This window comes from Halostella salina (assembly GCF_003675855.1).
In the GTDB taxonomy this organism is placed as follows: Archaea; Halobacteriota; Halobacteria; order Halobacteriales; family Natronoarchaeaceae; genus Halostella; species Halostella salina.
On record NZ_RCIH01000007.1, the window covers coordinates 184593 to 199125 of the forward strand.

General features: G+C 68.5%; 26 protein-coding genes. 22 read left to right on the forward strand and 4 right to left on the reverse strand.

The genetic code is table 11. The features are described from left to right. Positions 1-95: 95 nt before the first annotated feature. The 18 genes from D8896_RS14650 (at position 96) to D8896_RS14730 (ending at position 8643) form a co-directional block, all read left to right on the forward strand. The gene (locus tag D8896_RS14650; RefSeq protein WP_121822858.1) at positions 96-854 is read left to right on the forward strand and encodes a hypothetical protein; all 759 of its coding nucleotides are present in this window, start codon (positions 96-98) and stop codon (positions 852-854) included. Beyond that, on the forward strand, positions 851-1489 hold the full coding sequence (locus D8896_RS14655; RefSeq protein WP_121822859.1) for a hypothetical protein: 639 nt from the start codon (positions 851-853) through the stop codon (positions 1487-1489). The genes D8896_RS14650 and D8896_RS14655 overlap by 4 nt, the downstream gene beginning before the upstream one ends. Continuing rightward, on the forward strand, positions 1486-2010 hold the full coding sequence (locus tag D8896_RS14660; protein WP_121822860.1) for a hypothetical protein: 525 nt from the start codon (positions 1486-1488) through the stop codon (positions 2008-2010). Before D8896_RS14655 ends, D8896_RS14660 begins: the two co-directional genes overlap by 4 nt. Further along, positions 2007-2549 carry a hypothetical protein gene (locus D8896_RS14665; protein WP_121822861.1) on the forward strand — a complete coding sequence of 181 codons (543 nt, stop codon included), beginning with the start codon at positions 2007-2009 and terminating at the stop codon, positions 2547-2549. Before D8896_RS14660 ends, D8896_RS14665 begins: the two co-directional genes overlap by 4 nt. After that, positions 2546-3331 carry a P-loop NTPase family protein gene (locus D8896_RS14670; RefSeq protein ID WP_121822862.1) on the forward strand — a complete coding sequence of 262 codons (786 nt, stop codon included), beginning with the start codon at positions 2546-2548 and terminating at the stop codon, positions 3329-3331. Before D8896_RS14665 ends, D8896_RS14670 begins: the two co-directional genes overlap by 4 nt. Before the next feature lies 1 nt (position 3332). Further along, a complete protein-coding gene (locus D8896_RS19520) occupies positions 3333-3491 on the forward strand; it encodes a hypothetical protein (RefSeq protein WP_162991585.1) in 159 nt (52 codons plus the stop codon). Positions 3492-3576: 85 nt separating this feature from the next. Continuing rightward, positions 3577-3858, forward strand: a complete 282-nt coding sequence (locus D8896_RS14675) for a hypothetical protein (RefSeq protein ID WP_162991586.1) — start codon at positions 3577-3579, stop codon at positions 3856-3858. Then, the gene (locus D8896_RS14680) at positions 3858-4349 is read left to right on the forward strand and encodes a hypothetical protein (protein ID WP_121822864.1); all 492 of its coding nucleotides are present in this window, start codon (positions 3858-3860) and stop codon (positions 4347-4349) included. Before D8896_RS14675 ends, D8896_RS14680 begins: the two co-directional genes overlap by 1 nt. Beyond that, positions 4346-5116 carry a hypothetical protein gene (locus D8896_RS14685; RefSeq protein WP_162991587.1) on the forward strand — a complete coding sequence of 257 codons (771 nt, stop codon included), beginning with the start codon at positions 4346-4348 and terminating at the stop codon, positions 5114-5116. The genes D8896_RS14680 and D8896_RS14685 overlap by 4 nt, the downstream gene beginning before the upstream one ends. Before the next feature lie 6 nt (positions 5117-5122). After that, positions 5123-5341 carry a hypothetical protein gene (locus D8896_RS14690; protein ID WP_121822866.1) on the forward strand — a complete coding sequence of 73 codons (219 nt, stop codon included), beginning with the start codon at positions 5123-5125 and terminating at the stop codon, positions 5339-5341. Next, positions 5338-5877: a hypothetical protein gene (locus D8896_RS14695; RefSeq protein WP_121822867.1), complete on the forward strand. Its 540-nt coding sequence runs from the start codon at positions 5338-5340 to the stop codon at positions 5875-5877. The genes D8896_RS14690 and D8896_RS14695 overlap by 4 nt, the downstream gene beginning before the upstream one ends. Continuing rightward, positions 5878-6351, forward strand: a complete 474-nt coding sequence (locus tag D8896_RS14700; RefSeq protein WP_121822868.1) for a hypothetical protein — start codon at positions 5878-5880, stop codon at positions 6349-6351. It abuts the gene before it with no gap. Beyond that, positions 6348-6611: a hypothetical protein gene (locus tag D8896_RS14705; RefSeq protein ID WP_121822869.1), complete on the forward strand. Its 264-nt coding sequence runs from the start codon at positions 6348-6350 to the stop codon at positions 6609-6611. Before D8896_RS14700 ends, D8896_RS14705 begins: the two co-directional genes overlap by 4 nt. After that, the gene (locus D8896_RS14710) at positions 6604-7095 is read left to right on the forward strand and encodes a hypothetical protein (protein ID WP_162991588.1); all 492 of its coding nucleotides are present in this window, start codon (positions 6604-6606) and stop codon (positions 7093-7095) included. The genes D8896_RS14705 and D8896_RS14710 overlap by 8 nt, the downstream gene beginning before the upstream one ends. Then, positions 7092-7769 (forward strand): hypothetical protein, encoded by a 678-nt coding sequence (locus D8896_RS14715; RefSeq protein WP_121822871.1) that lies wholly within the window; start codon positions 7092-7094, stop codon positions 7767-7769. Before D8896_RS14710 ends, D8896_RS14715 begins: the two co-directional genes overlap by 4 nt. Beyond that, complete coding sequence (locus D8896_RS14720) at positions 7763-7984, forward strand: hypothetical protein (protein WP_121822872.1); 222 nt, start codon at positions 7763-7765, stop codon at positions 7982-7984. The genes D8896_RS14715 and D8896_RS14720 overlap by 7 nt, the downstream gene beginning before the upstream one ends. Before the next feature lie 69 nt (positions 7985-8053). Next, a complete protein-coding gene (locus tag D8896_RS14725; RefSeq protein ID WP_121822873.1) occupies positions 8054-8251 on the forward strand; it encodes a DUF7557 family protein in 198 nt (65 codons plus the stop codon). Beyond that, entirely contained in the window at positions 8248-8643 is a 396-nt protein-coding gene (locus tag D8896_RS14730; RefSeq protein ID WP_121822874.1) for a PIN domain-containing protein, read from the forward strand. Before D8896_RS14725 ends, D8896_RS14730 begins: the two co-directional genes overlap by 4 nt. A 17-nt stretch (positions 8644-8660) precedes the next feature. Here the strand turns inward: D8896_RS14730 and D8896_RS14735 are convergent, their stop codons facing one another. The 3 genes from D8896_RS14735 to D8896_RS14745 form a co-directional block, all read right to left on the reverse strand. Beyond that, positions 8661-9344 (reverse strand): ribbon-helix-helix domain-containing protein, encoded by a 684-nt coding sequence (locus D8896_RS14735; protein ID WP_205596837.1) that lies wholly within the window; start codon positions 9342-9344, stop codon positions 8661-8663. Positions 9345-9664: 320 nt separating this feature from the next. After that, positions 9665-10069 carry a hypothetical protein gene (locus D8896_RS19760; RefSeq protein ID WP_205596838.1) on the reverse strand — a complete coding sequence of 135 codons (405 nt, stop codon included), beginning with the start codon at positions 10067-10069 and terminating at the stop codon, positions 9665-9667. A gap of 253 nt (positions 10070-10322) precedes the next feature. Continuing rightward, positions 10323-11546 carry an initiation factor 2B gene (locus tag D8896_RS14745; protein ID WP_121822876.1) on the reverse strand — a complete coding sequence of 408 codons (1224 nt, stop codon included), beginning with the start codon at positions 11544-11546 and terminating at the stop codon, positions 10323-10325. Positions 11547-11604: 58 nt separating this feature from the next. Between D8896_RS14745 and D8896_RS14750 the strand changes: the two genes are divergently transcribed. The 3 genes from D8896_RS14750 (at position 11605) to D8896_RS14760 (ending at position 13971) form a co-directional block, all read left to right on the forward strand. After that, positions 11605-12126 (forward strand): metallophosphoesterase family protein, encoded by a 522-nt coding sequence (locus D8896_RS14750; RefSeq protein WP_121822877.1) that lies wholly within the window; start codon positions 11605-11607, stop codon positions 12124-12126. A 109-nt stretch (positions 12127-12235) separates the two neighbouring features. Then, positions 12236-12994 carry a coenzyme F420-0:L-glutamate ligase gene (locus D8896_RS14755; protein ID WP_121822878.1) on the forward strand — a complete coding sequence of 253 codons (759 nt, stop codon included), beginning with the start codon at positions 12236-12238 and terminating at the stop codon, positions 12992-12994. Continuing rightward, positions 12991-13971, forward strand: a complete 981-nt coding sequence (locus tag D8896_RS14760) for a 5,10-methylenetetrahydromethanopterin reductase (RefSeq protein ID WP_121822879.1) — start codon at positions 12991-12993, stop codon at positions 13969-13971. The genes D8896_RS14755 and D8896_RS14760 overlap by 4 nt, the downstream gene beginning before the upstream one ends. Here D8896_RS14760 and D8896_RS14765 read toward each other — a convergent pair. Next, positions 13928-14134, reverse strand: a complete 207-nt coding sequence (locus D8896_RS14765) for a hypothetical protein (RefSeq protein ID WP_121822880.1) — start codon at positions 14132-14134, stop codon at positions 13928-13930. The two genes, D8896_RS14760 and D8896_RS14765, sit on opposite strands and share 44 nt — an antisense overlap. An 80-nt stretch (positions 14135-14214) precedes the next feature. On the opposite strand from D8896_RS14765, the gene D8896_RS14770 reads away from it, so the two are divergent. Further along, complete coding sequence (locus D8896_RS14770; RefSeq protein WP_121822881.1) at positions 14215-14430, forward strand: DUF7573 domain-containing protein; 216 nt, start codon at positions 14215-14217, stop codon at positions 14428-14430. Positions 14431-14533: the final 103 nt, after the last annotated feature.

Below are 14533 nucleotides of genomic sequence, written 5' to 3' on the forward strand. Positions count from 1 at the left end.
CCCCCCATACGGTCGGCCCTTTACCCCCACCCATACCCCTTTCTCCGACATGGTCACCAACGACCAGGGCCGCGTGGAGGTGTTCGGATCCCCGGATGCCTGAGGTAGAATTCGGCGACCGAAGCGCGGCCAACGCGTTCCGCGACGACCACGAGGAGCATCTCTGCAGCAAGGACGACCGCCGCAAGAAGACGGTCACCATCGCCCCCGACGCCCCCGAGCGCGTGCTCGATGAAGCGGCAATCAAGGCCGGAAGCAGCCGCGACGAGCACGCCAGCAGGGGCGGGCAGGCCCCCTTAGAGGAACACGAGAAGCAACGGATCGACTTCTCCGAGGGCCGCGCGTCGGTGCCGCACGCCCGTTCGGTGAAGGGGCTGATGCTCGACGCGGGCGTCTCCGACTGGGTCGCGCACTACGACCCGACTCTCACCGTCGACGAGCACCGCGACGTGGCCGAACGAGCGGCCACCGAAGGGGGCGGCAAGCGCCTCGACGCGGAGATCTCGACCGACGAGCGCCTCTCCGAAGTCGAGCAGCACCTCGACGGTCAGTGCGACCACGCCGCCGACCACTGCGAACACGGCGACGCGGAGGCCTGCGAGTTCCTCTCCGAGCAGTGCGGGCTCTCCGAGGCCGAGGTCGACGCGATCCTCGACGACTCCGACGAGGTGCCCGGCTACGTCTACGGCCTCAAGAACAAGCTCTGGCAGCAGTACCAGATCGCTATCTCGGAGTCCAAGGAGGCCGCGGCGGCCATCAACGAGATCAACCGCCAGTTCGGCCGCGACCGAACCGCGTTCGAGGAGCTGGGCGACCGGAAACTCACGCCCGACGACATCGACTGGAACACATGACAACCGGCTACTTTTGCCCCGTCGAGGGGTGCGAAAGGCACAGACAGCGAAGCGACGACCCCCCTTTCGACTCGAAAGAGTCGGTCCAGGGCCACATCAACGCGATGAGCGACGACGCCCACCGTGAAGCCCGGAAGAAGGGGGAGACGACCCCCCTCGAAGCCGGGGACGGCGATGGGAACGACGACCCACCCGCCGACCCCCCTGGCGAGGGGGGTGAAGGCCCCTCCGAGGGGGCTGAAGGGGGTGGATCCGAGACGACCGCGACTGACGACCCCCAGAAGGGAGGGACGGAAGGCGAAACCGAGGCCCCTGAAGGGGGGCTTGAAACGGAGGACACCGACGACATGAGCGACGACGTGAGCGACCAGTGGGGCACAGGCAGCGGCCAAGGGGTCGAAGGCAGGGACGGCAAGGGGAACGGCGACCCCTCCGACCCCCCTCGGAAGGGGTCGAGCAAGGGGGGTATCCCCTGGGTCGCAGTCGCTACAGCGGGGGCCGCTGTCGGCCTCGCCGCGATCTTCCTCGGTGGCGAACCGGACCAAGGGACCGACAGCGTCGAGGTCGACAACCCGACCGAACAGAGCCCCGACCCGAGCGGCCCGATCTCCCGTGACGGGGGTGGGCTCCAGTGAGCGACGACGATCTCGAGGAGGAGGTCGAAGGGGCGGACCCCGAGCCCGAGGAGCAGACGGAACCGGCGGCCCCTGACGACGCGGACGGCCCCGACCTCGACGACGAGGACATGGTCGAGGTGCCTGACGACGTAGCCGAGCAGGTCGCCGACGCCGACACGGACGAGGAAGCGGACGACGAAGAAAGCAGGGACGACGACGCCTCGCCGGCCCCCTCACCGGCAGCGGACGCTGACGTTTCGCTCGGCGACGTGTACTGCAACGCCCTCGGAATGGGAGCGACAGTCGCCAAACAGGAGTACGGGGAGGGCGTAGGCGACTTCGAGACCACGATGGACCAGTACGCGATGATGGCCCGGCAGTGCGACCTCGACGCCTACGTCGACCAGTGGGCCGCCGAGCACGGCGGCGCGGAGATGACGCCCGCGCAGGGCATCCTCGTCGGCACCGCGATGTTCGCCATGAGCGTCGCCGCGTCCGACAGCCAACTCGCCAGCAACGCGATGGAGGCCGCAACATGAGCAACCCGATGAAACAGCAGATGGCCCGCCAGTTCGTCCAGTCCGACCAGTTCGAGGCGATCCTCGACATCTTCACCGAGATCGAAGAGGAGACCGTCGAGTCCGTCCAGGGCGTCGCCGACGCGGTCGACGGCGTCGACGGCGTCGAGGAGATCCCCACCGCCGAGGACCGGAAGGCAGTCCTACAGGAACTGGCGCTGGCAGTCATCTCCGGCGAATTCCCGTCGTGGTACGTCGAGCGCCTCGCGCCGGTCGATAGAAGCGAGGAGGCGGCCGAGTTCGTCGGTGCCGACCCGGACGCGCTCGCCCAGAAGTGGGCCGAACGCCTCCGTGACGAGGACATCGAGGGCGACGACCGCGAACTGGCGACCGCCTACGTCCGCACGCGCTACGGCCTCGACAGTTTCGACGAGTTCGTCTCCCTGGTCGTCGACTGGGACGAGGACCGCGTCGAGGAAACGATGGAGGCCGTCGTCGCCGGGGGCTTCGAGCGCGCCCAGGAGACGGCCGACGCGGCCGCCGACGAGCTGGACGGATGAACACGGCGTTCGGCGCGAAGACGAACTGGGGGAAGTCCTACGGCGCGCAGGCCTACACCGAGCGCAACGCGCCGGAGGTCGACCGCGTCATCATGGTCGACTACAAGGACGAGTTCGGCGGTCTCGTCGAGAGCGGCCTTCTCCAGCGGCTCACCGTCCCGCCGGGAACGACGAACCTCGACATCGACGACTGGCACCGCATCCTCGACGGCTCCGGCAGCCTCCAACTGGCCCGGAAGGGCTGCACGGACGAACAATGGCGCGAGGCTATCGCGCCGCTTCTCGTCGCGCTCTCCCAGCGTGACGAGACGGTGTTCATCGTCATCGACGAGGCCCACCGGCTTGCCCCCCAGCGAGGGAGCTACCCGAACGCCTACGACACACTGGCGACGACGTGGCACGGCGACGGCATGATCGTCGTCTGGGTCACCCAGCGGTGGGCGAAGCTCGACGAGGACATCGTTTCGCAGTGCCAGTCGAGCCTTCTGGGAGGGTTCCGCTCCCCGGCGGACCTCGGAAAGATCGAGAGTGTCGAGTACCCCGTCGAAGTCCACCAGTCGACCGCCGACCGCGTCGACGTGCCGCTCCCCGACCAGTTGCTCGTCGACGGCGAACCGCTCACGCTACGGCGCCATACTGACGACGCCGGGCACACGGTCGGCTCGGAGTGGATCTACAGCGACGACACCACCCTCAGACGCGTCGACTCCCGCCAGTGGGAGCTGCAGTCGACCCACTACGGTAGCGATAGGAAGCGAATCAAGCACCCGTTCGAGGACTAAGATGAGAACACGAGAGGACCTGACGCTCCGTTCCGGTCGCGCCGAGCGGTTCAGCGAGATCTGGGAGTCCATCGAGAAGCGCCGCGGCCACGCCGTCGACAAGACCGCGGTCATGGATGAGCTGATGGACGAGTGGGAACGGGCCCGCTCGGCGGAGTGACGGCAGCCTGACGCGGCCCGCCGCGGGCCGGCGTCGGCTGCCGCGCGAAGCCCCATCACGGCCTGTACCTCACGTTTAGAGCGCAATGGCAATGAAATTCGCCAGCGCGTTCGACCGGCTGAGTAATCAGGAAGCAGCGATCAACGTGGCCGCCGTCGCCGGCGGCTTCGTCGCGCCGAACGTTCTCCGTACCGGTGTCGAGAACTACGCCGACTACCAGGGCATCCCCGACGAGGCGTACGGCGTCGCAACCGGCGCGGCGTTCTGGTACGTCGACGAGAAGGTCATGGCCGCCGGCTCGGCCGTCAACGTCGTCGACCGGCTCATCAACCGCTTCGGCGTCTCCCTGCTCGGGGGTGAGTTCTGATGGGGACCAACCTCTACAGCGCTCTGGGTGAGTCGAGCGAGTACGTCCAGGCCACGCAGAACGTTCCGGGCCAGCTAACGCCCGTGATGGTCATCTCCCCGGAGGACGGCGTCGGCCTCCGACTGCTCAACAACGTGGCGATGGGCGAGAAGACCGGGCTGCCGATCTACGGGAAGTTCGTGGACACGGACGGCAACCCGCTTCCTATCAACACGACCGTCGCCATCGGGTACAAGAGCCCGACCGACAAGAACATCAACGTCGTTTCCGAGGAGTTCCAGACCATCCAGAGCTACCTCAAGAAGTCCATCACCCAGCAGCAGGACACCGACAACATCGACAGCGTCAAGCACGTACTGGGCTCGTCGTCGCTGGAGGTCCGCGACATCGACGAGGCGTATCTCCTCGTGAAGTCCACCAAGCAGGTCGACCCGGCAGCGTGCGAGTTCTACCTCGAACAGAGCGCGGTCGAGGAGGTCGACATCGAATGAAGTCGCTCAAGCAGCGGCTCCGCGGGTCGGGATGGACGCCCGGTGCGTTCGCTCGGGACGACTTCGACCCGCAGGTAAGTAACGGTATAGGAGATGCCGGGCAACTCAATACGACCGGCGAGATGTCGGTCATCATGACGCTGCAGGTCGAGCGTGCGGTCGCGCTCCGCGACGACCCCGACGCCGACCTTCAGCTGGCGCTCACGACATCGGAGATGTTCACCACCTCGGGGAACGGGTCGCAGGAGACGTTCAACCTCCAGCACGCGATAGCGGAGACTCCGTCGACCGAGGCGCTCGTTCTCTATAGTGTGGCGGGCGACACCCCGGAACGTGTGCAGGCGGACTCAGTCGACTACTCCGCTGACTCGTTCACGTACACCGACAGCGGCACCGCCGAGGACTTGGTCGCGTACTACGTGCCGCGGACTCCCGCCGAGGTCGAGATCCGCAAGGTCGTCAGCGACGGCCGCGTCAACATCCGTCAGAAGCTCTGGGCGCAGAACACGGCGATCCTGCACACCCGCGACCAGATCGAACAGTCGCTCAACTTCGACGTGAGTGGGAGCGACATGGAGCGGTACATCCCGCGGAAGTCGACCATCGAGATCGCGGTCAAGGCTCCGTACAGGGTCATACTGGCGACGACGGACACGGAGGCCCCGAACGCCCTGGTATCGCTGCCCAAGTTCCAGACCGAGCAGCGCGTCGAGGGGCTCCTCCCCGCGGTCAAGGAGGACGCCGCAAACATCGGGTCGATGGGGTGATCCCCGATGCAGGGCTTCGGTGGTCTCTCTGACACGGCCCCGCACGAGGTCGGGGCGACCAACCAGTCGACGCCTTCGAGCACGTCCGATCCGGAGTCGGTTATCCGGTCGCTGCTGCCCGAGTGGATGGCCGAAGAGGACGTGTTCCTGCTCGCGGCCAGCCTCAACCTCGTGGCCGGGGCCGCGTGGCTCGCGGGCATCGTGACGGGGGTGATGGCGGCGTGAGCGATGACCTCCCCGAACCCGGTTCCGAGGCGTGGCAAGACCGGATCGACGCCGCGATGGACCCGTACACGGAGAGCGACATCTCCGACGGGTCGACGGACTTTGGCGGCGACGGTGACGGGGCGGCAGGCGAGATCCCGTCCGGCTACGTCCGTGCCGCCGAGCGTGAGGGGCCGACTCAGTCCGAGCAGATCAGCGACATCGAGGACAAACACGGCGACGTGGACGAACGCAACACCGAACTGACCGACGAAGGCGGTCTCAGGACCGAGACGGGTGACCACGGCACTGTGGTCGACAATCCTGGCGACCCCGAGGGCGGTGTCGACGTGACCACGGCGGACAACCGGTCCGGTCCCGGCGCGGTCGCTACGGCGCTCGATGGCGTGATGAGCGGCGTCGACACGCGGACCGTCCTTCTGGGCGCGGGAGCGCTCGCGGCCGTGCTGGTCGGCCTCTCGGTCGTCGGTGGCGACGGTGCAGCGGCCGCGCCCGCAGCGGCGGCCGCGAACGGTCCGCCGGGAGGTGGTGCGTAGATGGCGACGGTCGACTTCGGCGGCCTCGGCGACGTGGCCGGGGAGGCCTACGACGGGGTCGCCGGTGTTGGCGACCACCTTGCAGGCTCGGTCGACGAGTCCATCGGCCGCCAGTTCGACGACGAGGAGGGCGGTGGGTTCGGCGACTTCTTCACGGGCGACGAACGGAGCGACTTCGTCCTTCAGCCGGGCACAGTCGAGCGGGGCATCTACGACACCCTGTTCGACTACGAGGGCACTTGGGGCGGCGAGGGTGACTCCGCCGACCTGTGGGGGCCGTCGTGGGACCCCGCCGACCTCGGCGACATGTCGAGCGGGTGGGGTACCGGCATCGAGTGGCGCAATCCCGACTCGAACGACCCGACGAACCCCGACAACTGGGGGCGGGACCTGAAGCTTCTCGCCCTCGGCATCGGCGGGCTCGGCGCGGTGTACGTGCTCGGGCAACTGTTCACTGTGGGGGTGGGCGCATGACTGCGGAAGTGGCCCTGAAGGCGCTCGTGGCCGCGCTGCTTGACGGCAGCGGCCCGCTCACGGCTATCGGCGCTGTCGGGCTCTACTACGTCCGGGGCATCCGCCAGGATGCTCATCAGGCACTTCGGATCCTCCGAGGTGAACCTGATGTTGAGCAGGACGACGGCCTGATCGGCCGCGTCGAACGGATCGACAAGCGGAGCAAGGCCAACGAACGGGCCATCGAGGCCCGCACGGACGGAGGTGAGCCCCGTGAGTGACTCCCAGCCCACCAGCGTCGGTCCGAACAGCGTCACGGAGCAGCTGCTCTCGCTGTACGGGCTCGGAGCGACCTCGTGGACGGACGACATCGCTCAGTCGGATACCGACCGGCTACTCGCGGCGCTGCTGCTGGAACTCCGGGAGGAGTCCCTGCTCGAAGTGCAGGCCCAGTCCGGTGACGACTACCACGAGAACGATGTCGGCGAGTCCGCACAGACTGCCGAATACTACGCCGATACCGTCACTCTGGATGGAGACGGCGAACGCGTCGATCTGGGGTTCATCGCGGAGTCGATCGACCTCCGGTTCGACGACGACATCGCCGTCGCGTTCAAGCAGTCGGATCAGTCGAATCGAACCATCACGTACACGTCGGGCGTCTCGCCTATCGCGTCGATCCCGGCCTCGACACGGTACGTGTGGCTCTCGCGGGCGGATAGTGCAGAGAGTGACCCGACGGTACAACTGGAGGCGTGGTCATGACCCGGTTCAATCCGGACCCGCCGACCGTCGACCTCGGGCCGCCCGTGGTTGTGCCTGAAGCGGTGGCGGAGCACACGAAAGACGGGAATGGCGCTGTCGTCATCGGGAACGGAGCGACCGGCGATGGGTATGATCCCGTCGCCATCGGGGATGGAATGGTCGCAGGACAGCAAGCGGTAGGGATCGGGCCAGCATCGGATGCAACCGGGACGAAATCCGTCGCGATCGGCAATTCGGCGTGGGCCAAGCCATCGGGGGCGGTTGCCATTGGTAGTAGTACGACGACAGACGGCGCAGATGCAACGGGTGTCGGTATCTCTGCCGAGGCGGACGCAGACGGGAGCGTCGCAATCGGGAAGGCATCATCGGTGTTCGGCAACAGCCCCCACGGCTTCGAGCCCGCACCGGACGGTATCGCAATCGGCTCCGGCTCAGAAGTCACAAAAGGAGCCACGGAGGCCATCGCCATCGGGTCCGGGACAACTGTAGGGACGCCCGGACTCGCCCGTATCGGTGCAGACCAGCTAGTCTTTGGAGGGACACGCGACACGGTCACGGACAGCAACCTCCAAAACGGCGAGTTGACCGTCGAGATGGACGAAAGCGCCGGGGCGTTCCGGCTCCGCGGGAAGGACTCAAACGGGAACGTTCGGGAGGCCACGGTCCCGTGGTAATCGAACTGCCCCAACTCCCGGACCCGCAGGTGTTCGCGCTCGTGCTGGCCGCGTTCCTCGCCGGGGCGTCGTGCCCCGCGTACTACGCACAGGAGCGGTTCCGCGGGTTCGGCCGGGCGATGCTCGACCGGCTCCCGTACCGGCCGCCGCCGGGGATGGAAGAGTCCGAGGCGCTCCAAGAAGCGGCCGAGAGCGCCGAGGAGTCCGACTCGTAGTGCGATGCTGGTACACGGCAGGACCTTGGCGGCGAAAGGCTGTTGAGCCTGTATGCAGACTGTATACATATGGGGACCTCAATCCGGGTGTCCGATGACACGAAATCGAAGCTGGAGCGGCTGAAACGGGACGACGAGACGTTTGACGAGCTTATCGACCGCCTTGCCGACAGCGAACAGCCGGTCAACATCGGCGCTTGGGACGACGAAACCGCCGAGCGAGCGCGGGAGCGAGTGAAGGAATCCCGGGAGAGCTTCGAACGGTGACGTTCCTCGATTCTTCGGTCATTATCGACCTGCTCAACGGCGTCCCAGACACCGTCGCATACCTCGAAGACTGCAGTCAGCCCTGGTTCACGTCGACGCTCTGTGTCTACGAGGTCGTGGACGGCGAACTCGGGTCGGGAACGACCGACGTAACGGGGGTTCGGCAGGAGTTCGACGGCGTCCGGGCGCTCGACCTGACCGAGCAGATCGCGCTGGAAGCTGGACGGATCCAAGACAGGCTGATGGACGACGGACAGCGGCTGGCACAGCGGGACCTCCTCATCGCGGCGACTGCGCGGACGACAGGCAGCGAACTCGTGGTTGCGGATTCCGACTTCGAGACCGAGCACCTGACCGACCTGATGACCGTCACGAACCTCCGAAAAGAGTAGTTCCTACGCCGGGGCAGTTACGCGTCGGCGCGGTGGTCCGCCGTCTCGATGACGGCCTCGCAACTGCCACAGCGGTTCCCTTCCTCACGGTACAGCGTTGCCCCGCAGGAGTCACACTCCCCGACGGGCGACTCGACGGCGTCGCGGTCGGCTCCACAGTTTAGACACTCGCCGTCGTGCCAGTGGTGACTGAGACAGGCACCTTTCCCCGCGCTTTCGAGCAGGTCGGACACGTCGGTCTCGTCGTTGCCCTCGCGGTGGGTCCAGTCGTCCGGGTCGACTGCTGGCGGCTTCACGCGGTAGACATCCGGCGGGTTGATAGAGTCCGGCGGGTGGCCCATCTTGGCGATGAACCCACGGTCTCGGAGCGGTCCGAAGGCGGCCGCGATGTTGTTCTTGCGGACGCCGCTATCCTCAGCTATCAGCCCGAAGTGGCGAGCCTCGTGAACCCGAAGCCGCTCGTTGGAGTGTCTGAACGCGGCGAGATACACCTCTCGGTGCTGGTCGTCGTTCGGGAGGTGCGTCTCGTCGTCGACGGGTTCGTCGCGCCACTCACGGATGCGCCCGTACGCAAGCTCGCGGAGCAGGTGCGACCGGCTCTCGTGCCCTTCGTCGTCGACGATCTCGTCGAGGGCCTCGACGAACTCATCGTCGAGCCCGAACGAGACGCGGCTGTCGGGGTTGTGGTCCATCCGGGCCATCAGGCACCACCTCCGATCATACGATCGCCGTTTCGTATGATCGGGATAATACGCAGACGGCGGCGCGAAACACAGTCCGTATGCACGCCCCCCACGGGGGGCGTGCGGAGGACTCGCGTGAGCGGGCGGGTGCGTGCGCGCGTCATCGCCGACCCTCCCGTTCAGTTCCCGTGTCTACTGAGCAGATCTCTGCCTGGTACTCAGTCTTATATGAGTAGCTGTCCGAGCTATAAATGGGGTCTCCGGAGCGTTTTCCCAACCGCGCTCCGTTGGCCCCCATTTCCTCATTAGAGATACTGTGGTCACTACCGCTCCTACACTTATCGGCCATCGGCAACACCCCCGTCCGCGAAGACCTCGCCAGTCCCCTGCGCGGCAGCGTGCTGATCGTCGAGGCTGTCGACGTACTCGACATCGACGGCGTCGATGAACTCGGCCTTGCGGAGCGTGCAGAGGTGCGCGCAGGGGCCGTCGTGGTACTCGAAGCCCTTGCAGTCGCACCGGCCGACGTAGCGGCCTTCCTCGTAGGCCAGGGCAACGAGGTGCGCGTCGCCACCCTTCAGCATGACCCGGTAGGCGAAGCGAGAGGCGCGCTCGATGAGCGCCTCGGAGGGGTCGGCACGCTCCCAGCTCTCGGTCCGGCGGTCGCGTTCGGCACGGAAGTCGAGTCCGTCCGTCGAGACATCCGTCAGCGACGGGTTCGGCGTGTCCTGTGCCTCGCTCATGGGCCAGCGTTCACCTCCGCTGCTTGGTGGGGGCCGTTCTCACAGACGCGCCGCGGGATACCGGCGGGGGTCGTCTCGGTTTTCATCCGGCCGCCACAGTGGGGGCAGAACCTCACGCCGGAACACCTCCGCTGTACTGCGGTTGCCCATGCCCGAGGAATGCAGTTGCCCGCCCGGCGAGTCCATCCGATTCTCGCCGCCGTGATGAGTGGTCGATCAACTGCAGTGCTTTCTCCAGACCGAGCGATTAATTTCACTCCCGCGCTCGCACTGCCAGGTCCCCCAGTTCGTCGGCCACCTCCCCCACCGCATCGGACGACAGCGCCCCGCGTTCGGTGATCACGGCGTCCACGAGGTCCGGCGGCGTCACGTCGAACGTCGGGTTGCGGACGTCGACCGGCGCGTCGCCGTCGTACACCGCGGTGCGGTCGCCCGACTCCAGGGGCACCTCGTCGTCAGTCGCCACCTTGTCGCTCGCGGCGACGGCGTACAGCGGCACGCCCTCCCGGGCCGCGGCGAGCGCGACGGCACGGGTCCCGACCTTGTTCACGACGCGTCCGTCGGGCAGCACGGTGTCCGCGCCGACCAGCACGGCGTCCACGTCGGCACTCGCGAGCACGTGTGCGGCCGCAGCGTCGGTGTGGAGCGTCACGCTCGTCGTCTCGGCCAGCGCCGCCGCCACGCCGACGCCCTCGTTTCCGGGGCGGGACTCGGCGACGAACAGTTCGGCGGGCGGCCCCTCGCGGAGCGCCGCGAGGACGGTGCCCGAGCGCGAGAGCGTGAGGACGCGCTCGCCGTCGATGCGGTCGGCGGCGGCGCTCGCGGCCGCGTCGTCGGCCCGCCGCGCCCGGTCGATCCCGCCGTCCGCGCTCGCCTCGACGCCGGCCGGCGTCCCATCGCCCTCGGCGACGGCACGGTTGACGCGGTTGTGCAGCGCCGCCATGCTCGGGCGGGCGCGGCGGAGGCGAGCAGCCAGATCCCGCAGTTCCGCGTCGTCGGCCCCGCCTTCCGCGTCGACCACCGCGGCGCGGTCCCGGAGGACCTCCAGCGCCCGCACGGAGAGGTACGCCGAGCCATGCTCGTCGTCGGCCGCGACCGAGCGCACCGTCGGCGCGACGGTCTCGTAGGCGCGCCACGCGCCCGCCACGGCGTCGCGACGGAGCAGTTCCGTCGGCGTCGTCCACACCGTCTCTCCTGGGTCGCCGGGGAGCGCCGCGAGTTCGACCGTGTCCCCGTCGCAGTCGAACAGGAACGGCCTGATTTCGCCGCCGTCGGCGTCGACGGCGCGGCCGCTCCGAACGAGGGTCGCGTCGTCGACGACGCGCTCCGCGAGGTCCGCGGCCGCCGTCTCGGGGTCGTCGCCGGCCGGTGCGCGGGGCACGTCCCACTCGCCGGCGTCGTCCGGCGTCCCGTCGTCCCGTCGACACAGCAGTACGTCGCCGCCGTTCCGGAGGAGGACCGCAACGTCGTCGGTCATACGCCGGCGTACTCGCGCCACCGGGAACTTCTTTCGGGGTTCGGCCCGAAGTGCGGGTATGCCCGAGATAGCCGTCGTCAGCGACACGCACGTGCCGACGCGGGCTGACGCGATTCCCGAGTGGGTCCGCGACCGGATAGCCGCGGCCGACCACGTCGTCCACGCGGGCGATTTCGACGCCGCCGAGGCGCACGACGAGGTGGCGGAGCTAGCCGACGACCTCACCGCCGTCTCCGGGAACATGGACCCCGTGACGCTCGACCTGCCAGCGGTGGCGACCCTGGAGGCGGGCGGCGCGACGTTCGTCGTCGTCCACGGCACCGGCGCGGTGCGGAACTACCGCGAGCGCGTCGCCGGCATCGTCGCCGACGAAGCGGAGAGTGCGGGGGCCGGGCCGCCGGTCGTCGGGATCGCCGGCCACACCCACCAGCTGCTCGACGAGGCGGTCGAGGCGAACGGCCGGACGGTCCGCCTGCTCAACCCCGGGAGCGCGACCGGCGCGGACCCCGCGACGGAGGCGACGATGCTGACCGTCGACGTGTCCGACGGCGACGTGGCCGTGACCGTTCGCCGCGAGTGACGGCCGGGTACGCCGGGCACGCATCGCCCCGGACTCTCCGCCGTCGCCGACACCGGGGGTACCTGCCAGCATCCGCGCGCTTTTTACCGCGACGGGCCGACGCTCCGCCATGGAACTGTTCGCTGTCCCGGGGTTGCCGGAGGTCCGCGAGGGCGACGACATCGCCGCCCTGGTCGAGGAGCGGGCTGACCTCCGGGACGACGACGTGGTCCTCGTCGCCAGCACGGTCGTCTCGAAGGCCGAGGGCCGGACCGCCGACCTCTCGGACTTCCCGCCCGGCGAGCGCGCCGAGGCGGTCGCCGAGCGCATCGAAGCGGTCACGGGCGACGAGAAGGACCCCCGGTTCGCGCAGGCCGTGCTGGAGGAGAGCGAGGCGCTGCTGATGGACGAGCCCTTTCTGCTGTCGAAGACGCGGTTCGGCCACGTCGGCGTCAACGCGGGCATCGACCGCTCGAACGTGCCCGACGCCGACCTGCTGCTCCTCCCCGAAGACCCGACGGCGAGCGCCGAGCGGATCCGGGCGAACCTCTCGGCCGACGCCGCCGTCGTCGTCACGGACACCAGCGGGCGGCCGTTCCGGCACGGCCAGCGCGGCGTGGCGCTCGGCTACGCCGGGATGCCCGCCAGCCGAGACTGGCGCGGCGAGACCGACCGCGACGGCCACGAACTCGAAGTGACCGTCGAGAGCGTCGTCGACGAACTGTCGGCCGCGGCCAACCTCGTCACCGGCGAGGGCGACGGCGGGACGCCCGTCGCGGTCGCCCGTGGCTGGGAGTTCGGCGACCACGGCGGGAGCGACGAGCTGTTCCGGAACCGGGAGAGCGACTTCGTCAGACAGGCGCTGGAGGAGTGGGAGTACGAGCCATGAACGGGATCGAACTCACGCCCGAACACGACCTGAATCGCATCGCCGACCTCGCCGCACGCGCCGAGACCGCCGGCTTCGACGCCGTGCTGGCGAGCTGTCACTACAACAACCGCGACCCGTTCGTCGCGCTGTCGCGCATCGCCGCCGCCACCGATGACGTGGCGGTCGGCCCCGCCGCGTCGAACCCGTACGACACCCACCCCGTGAAGCTAGCGTCGGCGGTCGCGACCGTCGACGAGGTCAGCGGCGGGCGCGGCGTGTTCGGGATCGCGGCCGGCGACCGCTCGACGCTGTCGAACCTCGGCTACGAGCAGGACCGACCGCTCCGGCGCGTGCTGGAGTCGTTCAAGGTCGCCAAGCGGCTCTGGGACGGCGAGACGGTGAGCCACGACGGCACGTTCGAGGCGACCGACGCCGAACTGAACTACGACGCCGGCGAGGTCCCCGTCTACGTCGGCGCGCAGGGGCCGCACATGATCCGGATGAGCGCGAAACACGCCGACGGCGTGCTGCTGAACGCCTCGCACCCCGACGACTTCGCGTGGGCCGCCGACCGCGTCGCGGAGGGGCTGGACGAACGCCCCGACGACCGCGGCGAGTTCGATTTCACGGCGTACGCGAGCGTCAGCGTCGCCGAGAGCGAGGCGGCGGCGCGGGAGGCCGCACGGCCGCCCGTCGCGTTCATCGTCGGCGGGGCCGCACCGCCCGTGCTGGAGCGCCATGGCATCGACGCCGAGCTAGCGGGCGAGATCGGCGAGCAGATCGAAGCCGGCGAGTTCCGCGAGGCGTTCGACGCGGTGACGCCGGCGATGATAGACGCGTTCTCGGTCGCCGGAACGGAGCAAGCGGTCGCCGAGCAACTGGAAGCGATTCTGGCGTACGCGGACGGGATCGTCGCCGGCGCGCCGCTGGGGCCGGACCTTGAGACCGCCGTCAGCCTTGCTGGGGCGGCGATCGACCGAGCGACTCGGGGGTGATCAGGTCCACGAACGCGCCGGCGGCGAGGTAGCCAAGGGCGGCCGACGGCGCGGCGACGAACAGCGCCCCGACCGCCAGCAGCACCGCGGAGAGCGGGTCGGAGGTCGCCACGTCGCTGAACAGCGACACCATCTCGGTGAGGTTGTCGACGATCGAAACCATGGGCGTCGGTTCGGGACGACCATACTTGTGTGGTTCGGCTTCCCGCACCACTAAGAGCGTCCCGTGCCAAGGGGTCGGCCGTGACCGAAGACGCCTCGCTGACGGACTTCGACGGCGACGGGTCGGAGCCGGACGACGCCGCGGACCCGGCCACACCTGACGACACACCGAATCCCGCCACCTCGACCTACCGCTGGTCGCCCGACGGTACAGCCTGCCCGGACTGCGGCGACGCGGTCGAGCGACGCTGGCGCGACGGCGACCGGCTGGTGTGTGCCGACTGCAAGGAGTGGTGATCCCCGGACGCGACGGACACGTCAACGATCTACGAACAGCAACGTTACAAGCCTCGCCGCGCTAGGGAACGACACGATATTCGGGCGGTTCCCACCCTCGGCG

Excerpts from the sequence above, each read along its gene's own strand:
- D8896_RS19760 (WP_205596838.1), bottom strand. The coding sequence starts at position 10,069 with ATGAGCGAGGCACAGGACACGCCGAACCCGTCGCTGACGGATGTCTCG.
- D8896_RS14760 (WP_121822879.1), top strand. The coding sequence starts at position 12,991 with ATGAACGGGATCGAACTCACGCCCGAACACGACCTGAATCGCATCGCC.
- D8896_RS14705 (WP_121822869.1), top strand. The coding sequence starts at position 6,348 with ATGACTGCGGAAGTGGCCCTGAAGGCGCTCGTGGCCGCGCTGCTTGAC.
- D8896_RS14750 (WP_121822877.1), top strand. The coding sequence starts at position 11,605 with ATGCCCGAGATAGCCGTCGTCAGCGACACGCACGTGCCGACGCGGGCT.
- D8896_RS14715 (WP_121822871.1), top strand. The coding sequence starts at position 7,092 with ATGACCCGGTTCAATCCGGACCCGCCGACCGTCGACCTCGGGCCGCCC.
- D8896_RS14725 (WP_121822873.1), top strand. The coding sequence starts at position 8,054 with ATGGGGACCTCAATCCGGGTGTCCGATGACACGAAATCGAAGCTGGAG.
- D8896_RS14735 (WP_205596837.1), bottom strand. The coding sequence starts at position 9,344 with ATGGCCCGGATGGACCACAACCCCGACAGCCGCGTCTCGTTCGGGCTC.
- D8896_RS14650 (WP_121822858.1), top strand. The coding sequence starts at position 96 with ATGCCTGAGGTAGAATTCGGCGACCGAAGCGCGGCCAACGCGTTCCGC.
- D8896_RS14665 (WP_121822861.1), top strand. The coding sequence starts at position 2,007 with ATGAGCAACCCGATGAAACAGCAGATGGCCCGCCAGTTCGTCCAGTCC.
- D8896_RS14745 (WP_121822876.1), bottom strand. The coding sequence starts at position 11,546 with ATGACCGACGACGTTGCGGTCCTCCTCCGGAACGGCGGCGACGTACTG.
- D8896_RS14655 (WP_121822859.1), top strand. The coding sequence starts at position 851 with ATGACAACCGGCTACTTTTGCCCCGTCGAGGGGTGCGAAAGGCACAGA.
- D8896_RS14680 (WP_121822864.1), top strand. The coding sequence starts at position 3,858 with ATGGGGACCAACCTCTACAGCGCTCTGGGTGAGTCGAGCGAGTACGTC.
- D8896_RS14690 (WP_121822866.1), top strand. The coding sequence starts at position 5,123 with ATGCAGGGCTTCGGTGGTCTCTCTGACACGGCCCCGCACGAGGTCGGG.
- D8896_RS14675 (WP_162991586.1), top strand. The coding sequence starts at position 3,577 with ATGGCAATGAAATTCGCCAGCGCGTTCGACCGGCTGAGTAATCAGGAA.
- D8896_RS14765 (WP_121822880.1), bottom strand. The coding sequence starts at position 14,134 with ATGGTTTCGATCGTCGACAACCTCACCGAGATGGTGTCGCTGTTCAGC.
- D8896_RS14755 (WP_121822878.1), top strand. The coding sequence starts at position 12,236 with ATGGAACTGTTCGCTGTCCCGGGGTTGCCGGAGGTCCGCGAGGGCGAC.
- D8896_RS14685 (WP_162991587.1), top strand. The coding sequence starts at position 4,346 with ATGAAGTCGCTCAAGCAGCGGCTCCGCGGGTCGGGATGGACGCCCGGT.
- D8896_RS19520 (WP_162991585.1), top strand. The coding sequence starts at position 3,333 with ATGAGAACACGAGAGGACCTGACGCTCCGTTCCGGTCGCGCCGAGCGG.
- D8896_RS14670 (WP_121822862.1), top strand. The coding sequence starts at position 2,546 with ATGAACACGGCGTTCGGCGCGAAGACGAACTGGGGGAAGTCCTACGGC.
- D8896_RS14700 (WP_121822868.1), top strand. The coding sequence starts at position 5,878 with ATGGCGACGGTCGACTTCGGCGGCCTCGGCGACGTGGCCGGGGAGGCC.